Origin of the sequence: Nocardioides stalactiti (genome assembly GCF_014180715.1) — a bacterium.
Taxonomy (GTDB): Bacteria; Actinomycetota; Actinomycetes; order Propionibacteriales; family Nocardioidaceae; genus Nocardioides; species Nocardioides stalactiti.
In genome coordinates this window covers 13,556-32,022 of record NZ_JACEFC010000003.1, presented here as the reverse complement: position 1 = coordinate 32,022, position 18,467 = coordinate 13,556, and the positions used below count along the sequence as shown (strand labels likewise).

Annotated in this window: 17 protein-coding genes; 14 read left to right on the top strand and 3 right to left on the bottom strand. The window is 70.1% G+C overall.

Translation table 11 applies throughout. The annotated features are described in order from the left end of the window. The first annotated feature begins 196 nt into the window (after nucleotides 1–196). From H0487_RS01125 to H0487_RS01095, 7 genes are read left to right on the top strand one after another with little or no spacing between them, the layout of a single operon-like run. Nucleotides 197–850, top strand: a complete 654-nt coding sequence (locus H0487_RS01125; RefSeq protein WP_183092386.1) for a hypothetical protein — start codon at nucleotides 197–199, stop codon at nucleotides 848–850. Continuing rightward, nucleotides 843–2,186 carry a glutamine synthetase family protein gene (locus H0487_RS01120; RefSeq protein ID WP_183092385.1) on the top strand — a complete coding sequence of 448 codons (1,344 nt, stop codon included), beginning with the start codon at nucleotides 843–845 and terminating at the stop codon, nucleotides 2,184–2,186. The genes H0487_RS01125 and H0487_RS01120 overlap by 8 nt, the downstream gene beginning before the upstream one ends. Further along, complete coding sequence (locus H0487_RS01115; protein ID WP_183092384.1) at nucleotides 2,183–2,953, top strand: gamma-glutamyl-gamma-aminobutyrate hydrolase family protein; 771 nt, start codon at nucleotides 2,183–2,185, stop codon at nucleotides 2,951–2,953. The genes H0487_RS01120 and H0487_RS01115 overlap by 4 nt, the downstream gene beginning before the upstream one ends. Then, a complete protein-coding gene (locus H0487_RS01110) occupies nucleotides 2,950–4,557 on the top strand; it encodes an AMP-binding protein (RefSeq protein WP_220792971.1) in 1,608 nt (535 codons plus the stop codon). The genes H0487_RS01115 and H0487_RS01110 overlap by 4 nt, the downstream gene beginning before the upstream one ends. A 2-nt stretch (nucleotides 4,558–4,559) precedes the next feature. After that, nucleotides 4,560–5,333, top strand: a complete 774-nt coding sequence (locus H0487_RS01105; protein ID WP_183092383.1) for an enoyl-CoA hydratase/isomerase family protein — start codon at nucleotides 4,560–4,562, stop codon at nucleotides 5,331–5,333. Beyond that, complete coding sequence (locus H0487_RS01100; RefSeq protein WP_183092382.1) at nucleotides 5,330–6,427, top strand: Zn-dependent alcohol dehydrogenase; 1,098 nt, start codon at nucleotides 5,330–5,332, stop codon at nucleotides 6,425–6,427. Before H0487_RS01105 ends, H0487_RS01100 begins: the two co-directional genes overlap by 4 nt. A 13-nt stretch (nucleotides 6,428–6,440) precedes the next feature. Then, nucleotides 6,441–7,895, top strand: a complete 1,455-nt coding sequence (locus H0487_RS01095; RefSeq protein WP_183092381.1) for an aldehyde dehydrogenase family protein — start codon at nucleotides 6,441–6,443, stop codon at nucleotides 7,893–7,895. A gap of 21 nt (nucleotides 7,896–7,916) precedes the next feature. Here the strand turns inward: H0487_RS01095 and H0487_RS01090 are convergent, their stop codons facing one another. Then, a complete protein-coding gene (locus H0487_RS01090; RefSeq protein ID WP_183092380.1) occupies nucleotides 7,917–8,552 on the bottom strand; it encodes a TetR/AcrR family transcriptional regulator in 636 nt (211 codons plus the stop codon). Nucleotides 8,553–8,745: 193 nt separating this feature from the next. Here H0487_RS01090 and H0487_RS01085 point away from each other — a divergent pair, with 193 nt between their 5' ends. The 7 genes from H0487_RS01085 to H0487_RS01055 all read left to right on the top strand — a co-directional run bounded on the left by H0487_RS01085 (nucleotide 8,746) and on the right by H0487_RS01055 (nucleotide 16,564). Further along, nucleotides 8,746–10,209, top strand: coding sequence for an MFS transporter (locus H0487_RS01085; RefSeq protein WP_183092379.1), 1,464 nt, complete (start codon nucleotides 8,746–8,748; stop codon nucleotides 10,207–10,209). Between the two features lie 39 nt (nucleotides 10,210–10,248). After that, nucleotides 10,249–11,007, top strand: coding sequence for a transporter (locus tag H0487_RS01080; protein ID WP_183092378.1), 759 nt, complete (start codon nucleotides 10,249–10,251; stop codon nucleotides 11,005–11,007). Then, a complete protein-coding gene (locus tag H0487_RS01075; RefSeq protein ID WP_183092377.1) occupies nucleotides 11,004–12,350 on the top strand; it encodes an NAD(P)/FAD-dependent oxidoreductase in 1,347 nt (448 codons plus the stop codon). Before H0487_RS01080 ends, H0487_RS01075 begins: the two co-directional genes overlap by 4 nt. Nucleotides 12,351–12,720: 370 nt before the next feature. Continuing rightward, nucleotides 12,721–13,113, top strand: a complete 393-nt coding sequence (locus H0487_RS01070) for a nucleotidyltransferase family protein (protein WP_220792970.1) — start codon at nucleotides 12,721–12,723, stop codon at nucleotides 13,111–13,113. Continuing rightward, nucleotides 13,113–13,640, top strand: a complete 528-nt coding sequence (locus H0487_RS24435) for a HepT-like ribonuclease domain-containing protein (RefSeq protein ID WP_183092375.1) — start codon at nucleotides 13,113–13,115, stop codon at nucleotides 13,638–13,640. The genes H0487_RS01070 and H0487_RS24435 overlap by 1 nt, the downstream gene beginning before the upstream one ends. Nucleotides 13,641–13,777: 137 nt before the next feature. Then, on the top strand, nucleotides 13,778–15,187 hold the full coding sequence (locus H0487_RS01060; RefSeq protein WP_183092374.1) for an aldehyde dehydrogenase family protein: 1,410 nt from the start codon (nucleotides 13,778–13,780) through the stop codon (nucleotides 15,185–15,187). A 15-nt stretch (nucleotides 15,188–15,202) separates the two neighbouring features. Continuing rightward, a complete protein-coding gene (locus H0487_RS01055) occupies nucleotides 15,203–16,564 on the top strand; it encodes an adenylate/guanylate cyclase domain-containing protein (protein ID WP_183092373.1) in 1,362 nt (453 codons plus the stop codon). Between the two features lie 28 nt (nucleotides 16,565–16,592). Here H0487_RS01055 and H0487_RS01050 read toward each other — a convergent pair whose 3' ends face one another. Continuing rightward, nucleotides 16,593–17,450 carry an alpha/beta fold hydrolase gene (locus H0487_RS01050; RefSeq protein WP_183092372.1) on the bottom strand — a complete coding sequence of 286 codons (858 nt, stop codon included), beginning with the start codon at nucleotides 17,448–17,450 and terminating at the stop codon, nucleotides 16,593–16,595. Beyond that, nucleotides 17,447–18,457, bottom strand: a complete 1,011-nt coding sequence (locus tag H0487_RS01045) for an NAD-dependent epimerase/dehydratase family protein (protein ID WP_183092371.1) — start codon at nucleotides 18,455–18,457, stop codon at nucleotides 17,447–17,449. Before H0487_RS01045 ends, H0487_RS01050 begins: the two co-directional genes overlap by 4 nt. Nucleotides 18,458–18,467: the final 10 nt, after the last annotated feature.

Sequence of the window (18,467 nt, the reverse complement as noted above, 5' to 3'; positions counted from 1 at the left end):
GCGAGTTAGTCATTTGATTGAGTCTGTTGGCCAAGTGTGTGGCAAGGGTCACCTCTCGTCAAGGGGCTCTCGCGAATTCGGGAGCTGGTCGCGATCTCGTCCGGCTCGGTGGTTGACAACGTGACCTGAAGCACGCACCATCATGGTCACACGTTATAGTCAAATGACTAACAACCAGTCGAGAAAGGGCCGAGAGATGGCTGCAACCACGACGATCGCCGCACCGATGCGGCAGGCCGTCCCGAACATCGCGATCGAGGACGACGCGACCCCGATGGTCCGGCTGGTGGGTCGCACCCTGCGCGACGCGGCGATCGCCGGCAACGCCGTGGAGGTGCTGGACCGGGCCAGCGGCACGGTGGCGGTCCGTTCCCACGACACCCCGCAGACGGCGACCATCACCTTCGTCGGCGGCACCGTCGAGGTGGTCGCCGGCGCGCCGGCCGAGCCCGACGCCACGGTCGTGGTCGACCTCAACGCCCGCTTCGCGGCGACCCAGGAGCCACGGGGAGACGCGGCCCTGGCCGCAGATGTGCTTCTGTCGCTGACGCCGACAGTGCCGCACTGGCGCGATGCCGCCGCCCGGTTCTGGGAGGCGACGCGTCAGATTCCCGGCATCCCGGATGTCCTCGACGTGCACGCTGTCGTCCCGGATGGGGTTGAGCGGGCTCGGTTCGGCGAGGGCGCCACGTCGTACGGCATCACCGGTCCCGCCGACCTCCTCGCCGGCGTCTTCAGCGGCGCCGACGACTTCCTCGTCTCCCTGAGTGCCGGCCTGCAGGTGCAGGGCACCCTCTCGCAGCTGTCGGTCATGACCGCTGCCTCCTGGAAGGTCCGCTTCGATGTCTGAGACCACCATCGCCCGGCGGGCCGTCCGCCTCGAGGCGACGAACCACGAGGGCAGCTTCCTCGGCAAGAACGTGTCCCCGGCGAAGTTCGAGGCCGGCAAGGAGGCCGGCTTCGCGTTCGCCGACATCCTGTTCGCGATCGACCTCAACAACGAGATCGTGCTCGGTGACGCCTTCCCAGAGTGGCGCGGCAACCTCTACGACATCCAGATGATCCCGGACCTGGCGACGCTCGTGGAGTGGAAGCCCGGCCTGGACGCGGTGATCGGTGACTACTGGCTCAAGGACGGGACTCCTGTCCCGATCTGTCCGCGCAACCTCGTCAGGAAGCTCGTGGCCTGCCTCGCCGACCTCGGGTACGACGCCACCGTGGCCGTCGAGATCGAGGCCACGCTGTTCGAGGAGTCCGTGCACGAGGCCCGGGCACGCGGGTACCGCGACCTCACACCCCTCGGCGGCAGCACCGGGTCGACGTACCACCTGGCCCGCTCCAGCGACTGGATCGCCTATATGGAGGCGGTCGTCGAACGGCTCGACCGGGTCGGCATCACCTGGGAGGCCTGGACCGACGAGGCCGCTCCCGGGCAGACCGAGCTCAACCTCGCGCCGACCGACCCCGTGCGGCTCGCGGATGGCTGGGCCCGGACCCGACAGGTCATGCGAGAGGTCGCCTTCGAGCTCGGCCACACCGTGTCGTTCATGGCCAAGCCCACGGCCGGCTTCGGCCAGGGCGCGCACATCAACATCTCGCTGCAGAGCGACGGGGTGAACCGGTTCTTCGACGAGGACGGCCCGTCCGACCTGATGCGACACGCGGTCGGCGGCCTGCTCGCCACGATGGCGGGCAACACCGCGATCGCGCTGCCCCAGATCACGTCCTACCGCCGCCTGGTCGACCTGACCGGGCCCCCGACGACCATCAGTTGGGGCGTCAACAACAAGACCGCGGCAGTCCGCGCGATCACCGGCCACCCGAAGTACAGCCGCCTCGAGTACCGGCTGCCCGGCGCCGACGTGAATCCCTACCTCGCCCTCGCGGGCGTGCTGGCGGGGGTGCTCGCCGGCATCGAGCGGCAGATCGAGCCGCCCGCCGAGGTCACGGACATGGCCTGGTGCCTGCCCGACGACATCGGAGTCGAACGCATCCCCGACACGATGTCGAAGGCCGGTGCTGCGCTCGCCGCCGACCCGCTGCTGCGGGCCTACCTCGGCGACGAGTTCGTCGACTTCTGGGTCGCATCGCGCCGTTGGGAGTGGATGGAGTTCCACACCAAGGGCGGCGACCCGTTCGCCGAGCTCTCCGCGTGGGAGTCCCAGCGCTACTTCGAGTTCCCGTGAGCGCGCGGAGGCCGCTCGTCGGCATCACCGGACGACGTTTCCGGCTCTCCCTCATCGAGGGTTCGGACGAGAGGTACGGCGACCGGTGCGTCGACACCGCGATGTCGGACTTCGCGACGCGCGTCGCTGAGGCCGGTGGGCTCCCGGTGCACCTTTCCTACGACACCGACCCCGACGCCGTGTGTGACTGGCTGGCGGGAGTCGTCATCACCGGCGGCCAGGACATGCATCCCACCTGCTGGGGCGGAGACCCGTCGGTGGTCAGCGGCATCGACCCACGCACCGACCCGATGGTCCACGACCGCGAGCGCGACGACTACGAGGTGGCCGTCGTCCGCGCGGCCCTCGACCGCGGGATTCCGGTCCTCGGTGTGTGCCGCGGGTTGCAGGTGCTCAACGTCGCGCTCGGCGGCACTCTCGTCCCGGACCTGCCCGCCGGACCGGTGAGCCACCTGTCCGAGGAGTGCGCGCCCACCGATGGGACCGTGGACCATCTCGTCTCCTTCGAGCCGGGATCCATCGCCGCCGGCCTCTTCGACGGCGATGTCGTCACCAACTCCTGGCACCACCAGGCCGTCGACCGCTGCGGCGTCGGCGTCGTCGTCACCGGCCGCACCGCGGACGGCGTCGTCGAGGCGATCGAGGTGCCCGGTCACCCCGTCCTCGGCGTCCAGTGGCACCCGGAGTGGATGAAGAGCGCCGACCCGACACTGACCTGGGTCGTCCGCCAGGCGACCCGGCTGCTCGAGCGGAGGAGTGAGTCGTGACCACGGACCTGAGCCACCAGCCCGCCGTCGCGGCCGAGCGGATGGGCCACGAGCCCGTCGTGCCAACGCTGACCGGTCTGCTCGCTCACCGGGCGCAGGATGCCGGTGAGCGCGAGTTCCTGCGCTTCGGGGAGTGGACCTGGACCTTCGCCGAGATCGACGCCTGGACCTCCCGACTGGCCCACCGGATGATCGAGGTGGACGGCATCGAGCCCGGCGACCGGGTCGCCTTGATGCTGCCGAACGTCGTGCACTGGCCCGTCGTGTGGCTGGCAGCGCTCAAGGCGGGAGCGGTCGTCGTACCGGTCAACTGCAGCTACCAGCGGTCGGACCTCGCGTTCGTCCTTGGTGACTCGGGGGCGCGGATCGTCTTCACCGATGCCGATCGGTCCGGTCTGGTCCACGACGTGATCGACAGCGAGGACGGGCTGTCCGGCGTCCGAGTGGTCGACGTCGCCGACGACGGGTCCGAGCACTTCCCGGACACGGCGCCCGGGCTGCCGGTCGACGCCGGGACCCTGGCCAACCTCCAGTACACCTCCGGCACGACCGGATTTCCCAAGGCGTGCCAGCTCTCCCACGGCTACTGGGTGCGGCTGGGCTGGGTCTGCGCCGCGGCCACGGGCCTTGGCAGCGACGACGTGCTGCTGACGTCGCAGCCCTTCTCCTACATGGATCCGCAGTGGAACACCGCGCTCGCGCTGACCGTCGGTGCGCCCCTGGTCGTGCTGCCGCGGTTCTCGGCGTCGACGTTCATGGCGGACGTACGCCGGCACCGGGCGACCTTCTTCTACGTCCTCGGCTCGATGCCGACGCTGCTGTTCAAGCAGCCGCCGTCTCCCGACGACCGTGACAACGACCTCCGCATGGTGTTCTGCTCGGGCATCCCGGTGGCCCTGCACGCCGCGCTGGAGGAGCGGTGGGGGGCACCGTGGCGCGAGATCTACGGGATGACCGAGTCGGGCGTCGACCTGCTCTGCCCGTTCGACGACACCGCGGCCGTGGGCAGCGGGAGCCTGGGCCGCCCGGTGCCGACCAAGAAGGTCCGGGTCGTCGACCCCGCCGATCCCGCTGTCGAGGTCGCGCTCGGTGAGCCGGGGGAGCTGGTCATCTCGGGCGCGCCGATGATGGGCGGCTACTGGAACCGACCCGACGCCACCGCCAACGTGCTGCGGGAGGGGTGGCTGCACACCGGCGACCTGGTCGTCCGCCGTCCCGACGGCGGCCTCCAGCTGGTCGGCCGGATCAAGGACATGGTCCGGCGCGGCGGCGAGAACGTCGCCTGTGCCGAGGTCGAGGCCGTTCTCGAGCGTGACGACCGGGTCGTCGCGGCAGCCGTCGTCGCCGTACCGGACGACGTGCTGGGCGAGGAGGTCAAGGCGTTCGTCCAGCTTAGGGACGGCGTGGCGGCCGACCGCGTCACCGCGCAGCAGGTCCTCGAGGTAGCGCGCGCGCAGCTCGCTCGCTTCAAGGTGCCGCGCTACGTCGAGTTCGTCGCCGACTTCCCCCGGACCCCGTCCGAGCGGGTCTCGAAGGCCGCCCTCAAGGCCCGAGCTGCCGACCAGCCGGGTATCACCCACGACTTCGCCCGACCGAGGAGCTGACCATGACCGTCCCGTCCGTCACCGAGGAGCAGATTGCCGTCGACATCGTCCGCGATGTCGCCGTGCTCACGCTCGACCGATCCGAGAAGCTCAACGCCCTCACGGTCGCCATGCGGCTGCGGCTCGCCGCCCTGGTGCGCGAGCTCGGCACGGGCGACGCCGTCCGCGGCATCGTCCTCACCGGCCGCGGCCGCGCCTTCTCCGCCGGCGAGGACCTGCAGCAGGCACCGACCACCGACGAGGAGGTCGACCGGGCGTTCGAGAGCTTCCACGACGTCACCCGCGCGATCCTCGAGACCCGGGTCCCTGTGGTCGCGGCCGTCAACGGCCTCGCCGTCGGCGGAGCCTCCGAGATCACGCTGTGCTGCGACGCCCGGATCGGGACGCCTGCGACGTCGTACTTCCAGCCGGAGAACGCGCGCGGGCTGACCATCTCGAATGCGACGAGCCTGCTGCTGCGGCGGCTGGTCGGCAACCACGCGATGCGCATGGTGCTCGCCTCGCCGCGTGTGCCCGCCGACGAGGCGCTGCGGATCGGCCTGCTGGACGAGGTCGTCGACCCCGACGCCTTGGTCGACCACGCCGTCGAGACCGTCCACGCCTGGACCCCGGACGGCGGAACGACGGCGCTGCACCTCGCGTTGCTGCGGCCCCTGCTCGCGGAGGTGGAGGCGGCCTTCGCGCGCGAGGACGTCGCCGCCCGCGAGGCGTGGACGAGCGGCCTGCTCACCGCCGGCGTCGCCGGCTTCTGGAACACGAAGGAGACCTCCGCATGATCACCACCCGAGCCGCCGTCCTCAACGAGATCGGGGCACCACTGGAGCTGACCGACATCCGGGTCGACGACCCCGAGTCGCACGAGGTGCGCGTCGCGGTGACCCATGTGGGGCTGTGCCACAGCGACCTGCACTACATGACCGGCACCGTGCCGACGGACCTTCCGGTGGTCGTCGGGCACGAGGTCGCCGGGGTGGTCGAGGCCGTCGGCTCCGCCGTTACCTCGCTGAGCCCGGGCGACCGCGTCACGGGCGCACTGACACCGTCGTGCGGACGGTGCGCCAATTGCGAGGCCGGGCACTCGACCCAGTGCACCCGGTTGGAGGAGGTGCGCCTGCGGCAGCGACCCGCGTTCGAGACCGTGGACGGTCGCCCGATCGAGCGCCTCGCCGCCATCGGTGCGTTCTCGCAGCACATCCTGCTGCGGGAGAACGCGCTCGTCCGGCTGCCCGACGACGTGCCGCTCCACGTCGGCTGCCTGCTGTCGTGCTGCATCGTCACCGGCGTGGGCGCGGTCTTCCGCGGTGCGCAGGTGCGGCCGGGCAGCACGGTCGCGGTCATCGGCTGCGGCGGCGTCGGCTCCGCGATCGTCCAGGGCGCGCGGCTGGCCGGCGCCTCGGCCGTCGTGGCGATCGATCTCGACGACGACCGGCTCAAGGCCGCCCGCGGTTACGGCGCCACGCACACCATCAACGGTGCTGACGTCGACCCGGTGGCGGAGCTGCACCGCGAGCTCGGCGACGGCGTCGACTACGCGTTCGAGGCCGTTGGCTCAGCCCGCACGGCCGAGACGGCACTCGCCCTGCTCCGGCCGACCGGCACCGCGTGCCTCGTCGGGATCGCGCCGATGGGTACCGAGCTGAGGGTCCCCGCACTGGACTTCTTCTTCCAGGAGAAGCGACTCATCGGTTCCTACATGGGCTCGGGCCAGGCCCGTGAGGACATCGCCCAGTTCGCCCGGCTCTACCAGCAGGGTCGGCTGATGCTCGACGAGATGGTCACCCGCGTCATTCCCTTCGCCGCGATCAACGACGGCTTCGAGCTGATGTTGTCCGGCGACGTCACCCGCATCGTCGTCGACCTCCAGGCCTGACAGGAGACGCACCATGAACCAGATCACCATCCCGCAGCCCGTCAACTACGTCGCCGACGAGTGGAGCGAGGGCACGACGGGCGAGGCCTGGAACCTCGACCCCAACACCCGCGAGCCCGTCCACCGGCTCGTCACCACCTCGCCCGACGACGTCGAGACAGCGCTGCGCCACGCCGAGCAGGCGTACGACGCCCGTCCCTGGGACGAGGAAGCGCGCCACGAGCGGGCGGCGATCCTCGAACGCGTCGCCGACCTGGTCGAGACGCGGATCGAGGACATCGCACGGACCGACGCTCTGACCAGCGGTACGCCGATCGCGACCACCCGCCTGGTGGCGGCCTTCCTGCCCCACCGGATCCGCGCAACGGCGGCCGACCTGCGCGCCATCCCGCGCGTGAGCGCCCTCGAGGCCGGCGGCCGCGACGTACGTCTCCACAAGGTGCCGTGGGGCCCTGCGGCGATCCTCACCCCGTGGAACGGGCCCAGCTTCATCCCGGCGGCGAAGGTCGTCAGCGCGATCGCGGCCGGCTGCCCGGTGATCCTCAAGCCCTCCGAACATGCGTCAGGTAGCGCCCAGGTCGTGGTCGAGTGCTTCGTCGGGGCCGGCCTGCCCTCGGGAGCCCTGCAGCTCGTGCACGGCGCTGGCGACGTCGGCGCGCAGTTGACAGCCGACCCGCGGATCAAGGTCGTCTCCTTCACGGGCGGTCCCGGTGCCGGTCGCGCCATCGCCCGCGTCGCTGCCGAGGACTTCAAGGTGCTGCAGCTCGAGCTGGGCGGCAACAACCCGGTCGTCGTGCTCGATGACGCGGACGTGGACGTCACCGCTGACGGCATCCTCGAGGGGATGACCAAGCTCAACGGGCAGTGGTGCGAGGGCCCGGGCAAGGTGCTCGCCCCACCCGCGCTCGTCGGGCCGCTGGTCGAGGCGCTGACCGAGCGGATCTCCAAGCTCGTCGTGGGCCACTCGCTCGACGACGACAGCCAGGTCGGTCCGATCTCCAACGCCCCGCACTTCCAGACCCTGCAGTCGCGGATCGAGGGACTGCGTGGCCTGGGGGCGCAGATCCACCAGCCGGCGACCCTGCCCGACCTCGGCGGGTTCTTCCTCTCGCCGACCGTCGCCGTGGGTGCCGATCCCGCGCAGGCGACCGCTGAGCTGTTCGGGCCGGTCGTCTCGCTGCACGCCGTGGACTCCGCCGAGGAGGCACTGCGGATCGCGAACGCGAACCCGTCAGGGCTGGACGCCTACGTGTTCGGTGCCGATACCGACCGCGCGATCGAGGTCGGCACTCGTATCGTCGCGGGGGAGGTTCGGGTCAACGGCGCCAAGGTCGCGGACCTCGGCGACGACTCTGCCCAGAGCTTCTGGGGACCCTCCGGCATCGGTGGCCACGGACCGGCCGAGTCCGTCCGGGTGTTCTGCGGCGACCGGGTCGTGGGCGTCGACTCGCCCGACCTCCCGATCTGATCGCGGCGCGCGGTCAGCGCGTCAGGCGCTGGCCGCGCGCTTGCGTCGCTCCGGCTTGGCGGGACCGGCCGCGAGCCGTGCAGACAGCCAGCTGTCCAGCACCGACGCGGTGACGTCCATCTGGGCCTTGGCGGCCGCGCGATCGCCGTACGTGAGGAAGTTGATCGCGAAGCCGTCGGAGAGCGCGCCGATGACATAGGGGATCTCGTCGACGACGTCGGCGCTGACGCCCTCCTCGGCGGCGACGCGGCGCAGCACCTCGAGCCCGACCTGCATGGCCTGGTCGTAGACGGCGATGCCGCGGTCGCCGTGCTGGCGCCGGGCCCAGTTGATCAGCTCGAGCGTGGTGGCGCCGAAGCTGGGGGAGTCGTAGTAGCACTCCATCACGCCCCGCATGATCGCCTGCGCGGTCTCGAGCACCGTCGAGTGCGGGTCGCTCTCCTCGATGACCTGGCGGAACCGGCTCGCGACGAACTCGTAGACGTCGGCGAAGAGGTCCTCCTTCGAGTCGTAGCAGTAGTGCAGCATCGCCACATTCGCCTGGGCCTGCTCGGCGATCCGGCGCGTGGTGGCGCCGTCGATCCCGTTGCTGGCGATCACCTCGACGGCCGCATCGATGAAGTCGCGACGTCGCTGGGCGACGGGGATCCGTGCCATCTGGGCCTCCGGGTGCCTGGGCGCCACAAAGTTGGGCGCTTGTCTAAGTCAAAGACGAGCCTAGCAGGGCTCCCTGCTGAGGGCGTCTAGAAAACCTTAGTCAAACAACTTGGTCATACATCTTGATCGTATGACTAAGTTAGGCCTACCGTATGAGTCGGATCACATCGTTCGCCCGAATCGGAGACCACTCATGACCCAGACCCACGAGGCTGGAAGCGACCGCCGTGCGACGGCAGGACGAACGCCCGGCAAGGGGACGCTCGTCGGCATCGGCTCACTGCTGGTCGTGCTGACCAACGCGGTGATCTTCATCCTCCCGCCGCTGCTGCCGGTCATCCAGGCGCAGTACGGCCTCGCCACGGTCGCGGAGACGACGTGGCTCTACACGGTCCTCACCCTCGGCGGGGGAGCGGGCTTCATCCTCCTGCCCCGGCTGGCCGACCTGTACGGCGACCGGAACGCCAACGTCGCCGCCGCGACGTTCCTGACGGCCGGTGCGCTCGTGCCGGCGGTCGGGGACTCCTACCCGACGTTGCTCGTCGGCTGCGCCCTGATGGGCTTCGGCGGGGCCGCCCAGGTGCTCCCGCTCGGATTCCTGCGCCGCGGTCTCGGGGAGGGTGGCATCACCGTCGCGGTCGCGGTCCTGGTCATCGGCACGGGTGTCGGCATCGTCGCCGGCATGATCGGCGGCGGGCTGATCGTCCAGAGCCTGTCGCTGCAGAGCTTCTTCGTGGTCCTCACCGCCATCGGCGCGGTGACCACGCTCGCGTCGTACCTGCTGATCCCGCACGCCCCGCCCGTTGTCCGGACCGGCAGCATCGGTGTCGTCGGCACCGTGTGGATGATCGCGTGGGTCGCGGCGATCCTGCTGACGCTGACCCAGGGTCTCGTGTGGGGCAACGCCGCGCTGATCCCGTTGGTGCTCGGCGTGGTGGGCGGCATCGCGTGGGTCCGGGTGGAGCGCAGGTCGTCGACGGCCGTCTTCGACGTCGCGCTGATGAAGGCCCCGCTGGTCACGGCCTCGTGCATCTGCATTGCACTGTTCGCCGCCGTCAACTCGGCGTTCCTGCTCCTCGTCAGCACCTACGCCCAGATCATCCCCGAGGCGCTGCGTCCCGTCGACTCCTACGGGCTTGGCCTCAGCGCGCTCGAGACCGGCTGGCTGATGCTGCCGTTCGCGGTGACGTTCGTCGTGGGCGGTGCCATCGTCGACCGTCCCGTCAACAACGGCCGCGTGGTGCCGGTCTTCGTGAGCGGTGCCCTCATCAGCGCCGCCGGGCTGACCTGGCTCGCCCTCGCGCACGACCAGAAGTGGCACTACCTGGTCGGTGCCGCGATCATCGGTCTCGGCTGCAGCATCGGCTACGCGGCCGGCTTCACGCTGGTGCAGCTGGCCGTGCCCGAGGAGAAGGCGGGGATGGCGACCGGGGTGGCCGGCACCTTCCTCGCCGTCGGCTTCGCCTTCGGCACCGCCCTCGTCAGCGCCGACCTGAGCGCCTCCCTCGTCCCCGTCCCAGGAACGACGCTGGAGGTCGCGGCCGAGAGCCTGTACGGCGTCGGCTACTGGCTCGCGGCCGCGCTCGCTCTCGCCGTCGTGCTGACCGTCCTGGTCTCGACCACCCGCGCCCGCCGTACCGACGGCATCGCGGCCTGACGGTGTCTCGGCCGGCCCTACTCACTCCAAGGAAATGACATGAAAGAAGACATCTACGGCCTGACCTTCCTGGTCGCCGACCTGATCATGATCGTGTGCGGCTACTGGGCGGGATGGCGCTTCATCAAGCACCACCGCAACTACCTGCTCGGCATCGAGTGGTTCATCGTCGCGACCTCCGGCACGAACTTCCTGGTCTGGGCGCTGCGTTTCGCCGACGATCCGGACGGAGGTGAGGCCAGCGGGCAGTACGCGTTCGCGTTCTTCCTCGATGCGTTCTCCCGGTCCATCGGGATCACCTTGCTACTGGTGGTCGGCCTGTTGGCGGTGACCCATCGCTACAAGGCGAGCCTCGCGGTCGAGATCGGTGTCTTCGCCCTGGCGATCGGCTGCGGCCTCTTCCTGGCACAGCCGAAGTACCGCGACCACGTGGACGACAACGGAGAGTTCCTCCTGCACCAGGGCCCGGCCACGTTCTACCTGGTGGTCAACCTGCTGACGCTGGCCTTCCTCCTCTACTTCGTGAAGCGGTTGTGGGAGATCGGAGCTACCCGGGTCGCTGTCGCCACGCTCGCGGTCAGCCTCGCGGCCACGGCCGTCGCGCTGACCTACGACTTCTTCCCGCTGCCCGACTCGGTCGACCCGCTCGAGGATCGCGCACTCTTCTACACCTTCGCGCTCACCGTGTGGGGCCTGCAGATGCTGACCTACCTGTTCGCCTACCGCGCCCTCGACGACCACAACAAGGCGACGGGCAGCGCGCCGGCTGACGACCACCGCAAGGCGGTGCGGGCATGAGGACCGACAGCGTCGCCTACGAGTCCTTCAGCGGCTGGGTCGACGCCCCCGCGGACCTCAGGCCTGGCGTCGACGGCGACGTGACCTGCCAAGTCGCCGTCATCGGGGGCGGTATCGGCGGAATGTCGACCGCGCTGCGGCTCGCGCAGCGCGGGCAGGACGTGGTGGTCGTCGAGGCGGAGTTCTGCGGCCACGGGTCGAGCTCCCGCAACGCTGGCCAGCTGGCCGGCGCGCCCGGGGGTGACCTCCAGCTCCTCAACCTGCTCTCGCGCAAGAAGATGCCGGGCATGATGCGTCTCGCCGAGCACGCCGCTCACCACGTCGAGGACTTCATCGCCAAGCACGACATCGAGTGCGAGTACGAGGCGACCGGCAACGCCTTCGCCGCCGTCTCGCGCGGACAGATGGGTCGGGTGCGTCGGGTCGCGAAGATCGTGACCCGCGCGGGGGGGCATGTCGAGGTGGGCACAGCCGCGGAGCTCGGGATCCCGCGCGGATTCGTCGGCGGCATGCGCGAGATGATCGGCGGACGGATGAACCCGGGCAAGTTCTCCCTCGGGATGCGCCGCGTGCTCCTCGACTCCTCCGCTCGGGTCTTCGAGCAGACCAAGGTCGCCGACGTGGCCCGCGACGGCGACCGGGTCGTCGTCACCACTGCGCACGGGACCGTCCGAGCGGACCATGTCGTGCTCGCCACGAACGCGTTCGCCGGCGAGTGGGACATCACTCCGAAGCACCTGTCGGTGCCCATCTACGTCATCGAGGTGGAGACGGAACCGATCGACCCCGCCCGGATCGCCGCCCTCGGCTGGACCAGCGGGATGGGCCTGGTCACCCAGCACGCGATCATGGAGAACTACCGGCTCACTCCGCGCAACACCATCGTGTTCGGCGTCCGCCGGCTCGAGCGCGGCACGACGTACCCGCTCCCGGCGAAGACGCCCGACCCCGGCCTGGTCGAGGAGCTGGCGGGTGCCTTCGCCACGCGGTTCCCGTCGCTCGCCGACGTCGCGGTCGACCGTGCCTGGGGTGGGTGGATCGCGATCACCTCGTCGTGGCTCCCCGTCGCCGGGAGGGTCGGTGACAACGTCCACTACTCGATCGCCTGTAACGGTCACGGGCTCGCCCAGGCGCCGTACGTGGGAACGCTCATCGCGGACGCGATCGTCGACGGGGAGCTGCACGAGGACCTGCGGACCCTGTGGCACGACAAACCGAGGTTCCCGCGGCCGATGATGATGGGCCGTCCGGGACTCCGGACGATCTGGGCGATCGACCGTTTCAACGACCTCGTCAACGGCAGCCGGCGCAACGCGCGACGAGGTGCCGTACCCACGGGCTGAACGCTCGTCGGGCGGCCGAACACGCGCGGTCTCGGCGGGGCTGATTGGTCGCAGCGTTCTGTTTACATGGGCACCCAGATCCGGCGAGGAAGGGGTGGCAGATGCCCGTGCGCGGACCGACCGACGCCCAGAAGCGGACTCGTCGCACGGGGCGATCGCAGATGTCCACGTTCCCCCCGCTACAAGATCGAAGGGCCCGGACAGTTACTGTCCGGGCCCTTCGTGCATGCGCAACCAGGTTCTGACGTCGGTTTGGGAGCCTGGTCTCGACCGCTGATAAGGTCACCTTATGAACGCGGTAGCGGAGTACGTCGCTGCGCGGCAGCAGGAAGAGGTCGCGCGGCTTCGTCGTGCCCTCGCCCTGCGCTCGATGGTGGCGACAGGGATGAGTCAACGTGAGATCGCCAACGCTCTGGGGGTCAGTCAGCCGGCCGTGAGTCAGCAACTGAAGTCGGCTTCGGACCTGTCGGGCGTGCATCCCGACCGACTCGTCGAGGCTGCTGCGCCGGTTCTCCGGCGTCTCGCGGAGGACTCGGGGTACCGACGGCTCGCGGTGTTCGGTTCGGTCGCTCGTCGCGAGGCGAGGGAGGACTCCGACATCGACCTTGTCGTCGAAGCGCCCGAGGGGAGTTCGACGTTCGACTTCATCCGCTTCAAGCAGCTGCTCGAGCGAGTGCTGGGACGCGAGATCGACTTGATCGAGTACGGCGGTCTCAAGCCGAAGGTGGACGATGACATCCGGCGAGAGGCGGTGCTGCTCTGATGGAGATCAAGGCGGCCAAGGAACTCATCCACATCAGGACGTGGGTGTCTCGCGTGGACGAAATCGTGGATCGGGGCCGCGAGGCATACCTCACTGACGACCTGCTCCAAGAGGCTGGCGACTCGCTGATGATGAAGCTCGGCGAAGCGGCCAACCGGTTGTCGCGACTCGGAGTGCTCGCTTCCGAGGGAGTCGAGTGGGCACTCGCTGTCGCCAACCGCAACTTCATCATTCACCAGTACGACGAGATCAACCGCGAGCTCACCTGGATCACGCTCTGCAGAGACCTGCCAGCGTGGAAGGGCTCGCTACAAGTCCTGTTCGACGAGGCCGAGACCGCGCTCGACGGGAAGGAGCGACCATGTCGAGGGCCTGGCACTTGCCTGTGCAGCAGTCGATCCGAGCGAGGGATCGCCGAGCACGCACCAGTTGGTCGCAGGCCTCTACATTCCCCCCCGCTACAAGATCGAAGGGCCCGGACAGATTCTGTCCGGGCCCTTCGTGCGTGCGCATCCAGGTCGGTCTGAAGGCCGAGGTGGACGACGACATCCGGCGAGAAGCGGTGGCGCCTCACGGAACCAACCACCCGTCCACTAATCTTCCGGTCGTGCGACCGAGGTCGCCACACACTCGGGGCTGGGAACGATCGGCAAACGGGGGATGTGTGGAGACGGCACGACTTTTCATCGGTGGTTCATGGGTTGAGTCGTGCGACGGCGCGACGATCGACGTCCGCAACCCGGCCACCGGCGGCGTGGTCGGGGTCATCCCCGCCGGTGCCGCTGAGGACGTGTCCGCCGCGGTCGCCGCGGCCGTGGCGGCTCAACCGGAGTGGGCCGCCCTTGCTGTCGGCGAGCGGGCGGACCGCATCGCCGCCGCGGTCGACCGGGTCCGTCCGCACGTCGAGGAGCTGGCGCGGCTGCAGACCATGGAGATGGGTCAGCCCATCGCCCTGGCGCGCGACTACACCGTGGCGGCGCTCGACGCGATCGCCGGCGCGGCCGAGGCCTCCCGGACCTATGCCTGGGTGACTGCCCTGGCCGGCGCCGAGGGCAGCTCCACCCGGATCGTGCGGCACCCGTACGGCGTCGGGGCCCTGGTGGTGCCTTGGAACTTCCCGCTGCTGGTGGGCGCCGATTCCCTCGGGGGACTGCTCGCTACCGGCAACACCGTGGTGTTCAAGCCCTCCGAACGCAGCCCGCTCTCCGCGGTCAGACTGGTCGAGCTGCTCGACCTGCCCCCCGGGGTGCTCAACCTCGTGCTCGGTGACGTCCGCGCGGGGGCGCCCCTGATGGAGCACCCGGACGTGGGGATCGCCGTGCTCACCGGCTCGACCGCCGCGGGCCGTTCGGTGGCTGCGGCCAGCGCCGCTCACCTGCGCCCGGCGCTCCTCGAGCTCGGCGGGAAGGACCCCGTGATCGTCGACGACACCGTCGATCCGGTGTGGGCGGCCGAGCAGGTGGCCCTCGGCGCGTTCCACAACACCGGACAGATCTGCACCTCGATGGAGCGCCTCTACGTGCTCGACACTGTCGCCGAGGAGTTCACCCGGGCCCTCGTCGGGCGCGCGGCGGCCCTGCAGGTCGGGGACCCTCAGTCGGAGGGAACCGACCTGGGCCCGCTCGTCGACGAGCGTCAGCGCCGGATCGTCGCGGACCAGGTCGACGCGGCGGTGGTCCAGGGAGCGAGGGTCCTCACCGGCGGCACGGTCCCCGACGGCCCGGGATCGTTCTACCCGCCGACCGTCCTTGTCGACGTCACCGACGACATGGCGATCATGCGGGAGGAGACCTTCGGTCCGGTGGCACCGATCCGCGTCGTCGCGTCGTTCGACGAGGCGCTGAACCTGGCTCGGGACTCCAGCTTCGGGCTGGCCGCCACCGTCTTGTCGAAGGATCCCGATCACATCGATGCCGCCGCGACGATCCCGGCGGCGGTGGTCTGGGTCAACGAGTGGTGGGGCGGCGCTGAAGGCATGGTGTGCGAGCCCGCCAAGAGCAGCGGCGTCGGCGTCCTCGACGGGTTGAACTCCTACACCACCCCGCGCGTCGTTCACGTCGGAGCGGGTGCCTGAACCATGGAGGACCCCATGGAGGCTGCACTCCCGGCCGATCCCGGCCTCGATCCCGGCCTCGATCCCGACCTGGTCCGTCCGCACTGGTGGAGTCGCTTCCCGTCCGCGACCGAGGCCGACTACCGCGCCTGGAACGTCGGCAAGATGGTGCCGGTGGTGCGGGGCATCGCCATCCCAGGCACCTTCCACTGGCTCGCCCTCCCGTTCTACACCGCGTGGTGGCTCGGCCCGGACATGCGAACCTCCATCTGGGTCGTCGAGCTGGCCGTGCTCGCTCCGATCACCGCCCTGTGGGCGATCCTGACGCACCCACGTCTCCGTCGGGCGCTGGTCCCGTTCACGATCGCGGGTCTCCCGATCAACGGCATCGCCCTGATGTACGTGTGCTGGACGGGCTTCACCGATCGGATCGGGCCCGCCGGTGCCGTGACGGCGGTGGTCGCCGCTATCTGGTACGCCTTCATCCCGCTGATCTCCCGGCTCGGGTGGCGCAGCACGCTCCTGCTGGGCGTGCTGTTCAACGGGCTGGGTGCGGGGATGCTGCTCCTCGACTACGCCGACGACCAGCTCACCCGGTCGGAGGTCTGGGTGCCGATGGTCTTCGTCGCCAGCACCCCGCTGGTCCTCGGCGTGGCGAGCATCGCTGCGGAGGGGAGTCGTCGGCGCAGCTTCGTCCAGGAGCAGGTGATCGTGCGGCAGCGAAGCCAGCTCGTCGAGAGCCGCCAGCTCATCCGCCGCTACGCACCGACGGCGGTGGTGTCGCTGATCGAGCAGGGTGACGACACGGTCAGTCACGCCCAGCGCCGCCGGGTCACCGTCTTCTCCTCCGACGTCGTCGGCTTCACCGTCTTGGCCGACCAGCTCGACCCCGAGGCGCTGGCCGAGCTGATCAACGACTACGTCGGCGACCTGGCCGAGCTCGTCGAGCGGCACGGCGGCACGGTGACCGAGTTCGCCGGTGACGGACTGATGGCCATCTTCGGGGCCCCTGCGGAGACCGAACCGGCCGATCAGGTCCGCGCTGCGACCGCCGCCGCGTTCGAGCTCCAGAACACCTTGCCCGGGTGGAGCGAGCGCTGGTATCCGCTCGGACTCACCGCACCACTGCGCGCTCGGGTCGGGATCAACACCGGCGTCGTCTCCGTGGGCACCTTCGGGACGGCTGTTCGCGCCACCTACACCGGCATCGGCATCCAGATGAACGTCGCTGCGCGGATCCAGTCGCACGCGGACCCCGGAGGGATCCTGCTCTCCAGCACCAGCTGGCACTTGATCAAGGACGAAGTCCGGTGCGAGTCCCGGGGTGAGGTGCAGGTCAAGGGTGTGCACTACCCGATCGAGATGTACGCACCCGCACCGGCCCCACCCGGAGGATGACGGCCGGCCGGGGCGCATCCCGGCCAGGTCAGCGCGGCGGGCCGGCGATCACCTGGGCGGCCAGCACTCCCGGATGCTCGTCCATCAGCCAGTGGCTGCTCCCGTCGAGCTCGACGTAGCGGTAGGGCCCGCTCACCCACTGCGGGGTGAGCTCGGCGCCCTTGCGGCCCAGGAACCAGTCCTCGGTGCTCCATACGAAGGTCGTGGGGATGCTCGACGTCGTGCCGACCAGACGCGGCTCGAGGAACGGCAGCGCCCGGTACCAGCCGAGCGCGCCCCGCAGACAGCCCCGGCCGGCGAACTCGCGCTCCCAGCGGGTCACCGCGTCGGCGGGCATGCCCGAGCGGCGGAGCCACCAGCGCATCCAGCCGAACCGGGTGAACAGCTCCGGGACGACGGGGAGCTGGAAGAAGCCCATGTACGCCGACATCAGCAGCTGGTTGCTCCGCACCATCGAGGCGAAGAAGGCCGCCGGGTGCGGGACGGAGGCCGCGACCAGGTGGGACACCCGGTCGGGGTGGCGGGTCGCGACGTTCCACGCCACGCCCGCGCCCCAGTCGTGCCCGACGACGACGACGGGTCCGCCGATCCGGTCGATCAGCGCGACGACGTCGTCGACCAGCTCGGCCATCCGGTAGGCACGTCGTCCGCGCGGCCGAGCGCCGGGCGCGTATCCGCGCTGGTCGAGGGCATAGGTGCGGAAACCGGCCTGGTTGAGCAGCGCGGTCGTGGGGGCCCACGTCGTCGCGCGTTGCGGGAAGCCGTGCAGCAGCACCACCGGCGGTCCGTCGATCGGACCGGCATCGATGACGCCGAAGGTCAGGCCGTCCCGCTCGATCGCGGTGAGGCGGTTCGTGGTCGCCCCGGGGGCGGGCTCGGCCCTCATCGGTGTCCTTCGATGAGGCCGTCGTCGATCGCCCAGGCGCGGACGGCGTCCATCCCCTCGTCAATGCCCACCAGCGGCTCGTAGCCGAGCACCTTGCGCGCCTTGTCGATGGAGTACGTGCCGGGCCGGTTGAGCAGCCGCATGGTGCCGCGGCTCAGGTCGTTGGGGATCCCGACCCGGCGCATCAGGCCTCCGACGACGTCGGCGAGGGGCGAGGCCACCCGCATCGGGATGTGCACGACACGACCGCCCGACATCGCGGCGAGCCGACCGAAGTAGTCCGAGCACGGGACGCCGATGCCGTCGGTGATGTTGAACGCATGCCCGATCGCGTCGTCGTTCGACATGATGAGGACCACGCCGTCGACGAAGTTGTCGATGTAGGTCGGGGTGAAGATGCCGCGGCCGCCGTCGGGCAGCGGGAAGCCGGTGGGCTTCAACATCTCGGCGAGGGGGGAGCGCACCCACACCGAGCCAGGGCCCCACACGTCGCCGGGCCGCACCACGGTGGCGGCGATCTCACCGGCCGCGTGCGCGGCGAACACCACGGCCTCGGAGTTGACCTTGGTGTCGGTGTAGACATCGTCGTCGACCCGCACCGGATGGGTCTCGTCGACACCGTCGGGGAAGTCGTAGCCGTAGGCGGCGACCGAGGAGAGGTGCACCAGGCGCGGCACGCCGGCGTCGATGGCGGCGCGGAGCACCCGGCTGGTGCCGAGGACGTTGACCTCCCACGCCTGGTCCAGCGAGTACGCCGACCCGAGCAGGGCGGCGGTGTGCACCACGACGTCGACCCCCGCGAGCGCGTCGGACCACTCCTCGGGGCGGGTGGTGTTGCCGGCGACCACGCCGTGCTCGGGATCGGCCGAAAGGTCGACCCCGGTGACGGTGGCACCGAGTTCGCGGAAGCGAGCAGCCATGGCACGGCCGATGAAGCCGTTGGCGCCGGTGATGAAGATGCGCTGGTCGAGCGTCGGCGCGGGCCGACCCGGCGCGGTGCTGGTCATGGGGAGCTCC

Bases quoted from the DNA above. Each gene is read 5' to 3' on its own strand.
- H0487_RS24435 (WP_183092375.1), top strand. From the start codon at position 13,113: ATGGAGATCAAGGCGGCCAAGGAACTCATCCACATCAGGACGTGGGTG.
- H0487_RS01075 (WP_183092377.1), top strand. From the start codon at position 11,004: ATGAGGACCGACAGCGTCGCCTACGAGTCCTTCAGCGGCTGGGTCGAC.
- H0487_RS01095 (WP_183092381.1), top strand. From the start codon at position 6,441: ATGAACCAGATCACCATCCCGCAGCCCGTCAACTACGTCGCCGACGAG.
- H0487_RS01100 (WP_183092382.1), top strand. From the start codon at position 5,330: ATGATCACCACCCGAGCCGCCGTCCTCAACGAGATCGGGGCACCACTG.
- H0487_RS01090 (WP_183092380.1), bottom strand. From the start codon at position 8,552: ATGGCACGGATCCCCGTCGCCCAGCGACGTCGCGACTTCATCGATGCG.
- H0487_RS01045 (WP_183092371.1), bottom strand. From the start codon at position 18,457: ATGACCAGCACCGCGCCGGGTCGGCCCGCGCCGACGCTCGACCAGCGC.
- H0487_RS01050 (WP_183092372.1), bottom strand. From the start codon at position 17,450: ATGAGGGCCGAGCCCGCCCCCGGGGCGACCACGAACCGCCTCACCGCG.
- H0487_RS01055 (WP_183092373.1), top strand. From the start codon at position 15,203: ATGGAGGCTGCACTCCCGGCCGATCCCGGCCTCGATCCCGGCCTCGAT.
- H0487_RS01120 (WP_183092385.1), top strand. From the start codon at position 843: ATGTCTGAGACCACCATCGCCCGGCGGGCCGTCCGCCTCGAGGCGACG.
- H0487_RS01080 (WP_183092378.1), top strand. From the start codon at position 10,249: ATGAAAGAAGACATCTACGGCCTGACCTTCCTGGTCGCCGACCTGATC.
- H0487_RS01070 (WP_220792970.1), top strand. From the start codon at position 12,721: ATGGTGGCGACAGGGATGAGTCAACGTGAGATCGCCAACGCTCTGGGG.
- H0487_RS01125 (WP_183092386.1), top strand. From the start codon at position 197: ATGGCTGCAACCACGACGATCGCCGCACCGATGCGGCAGGCCGTCCCG.
- H0487_RS01105 (WP_183092383.1), top strand. From the start codon at position 4,560: ATGACCGTCCCGTCCGTCACCGAGGAGCAGATTGCCGTCGACATCGTC.
- H0487_RS01085 (WP_183092379.1), top strand. From the start codon at position 8,746: ATGACCCAGACCCACGAGGCTGGAAGCGACCGCCGTGCGACGGCAGGA.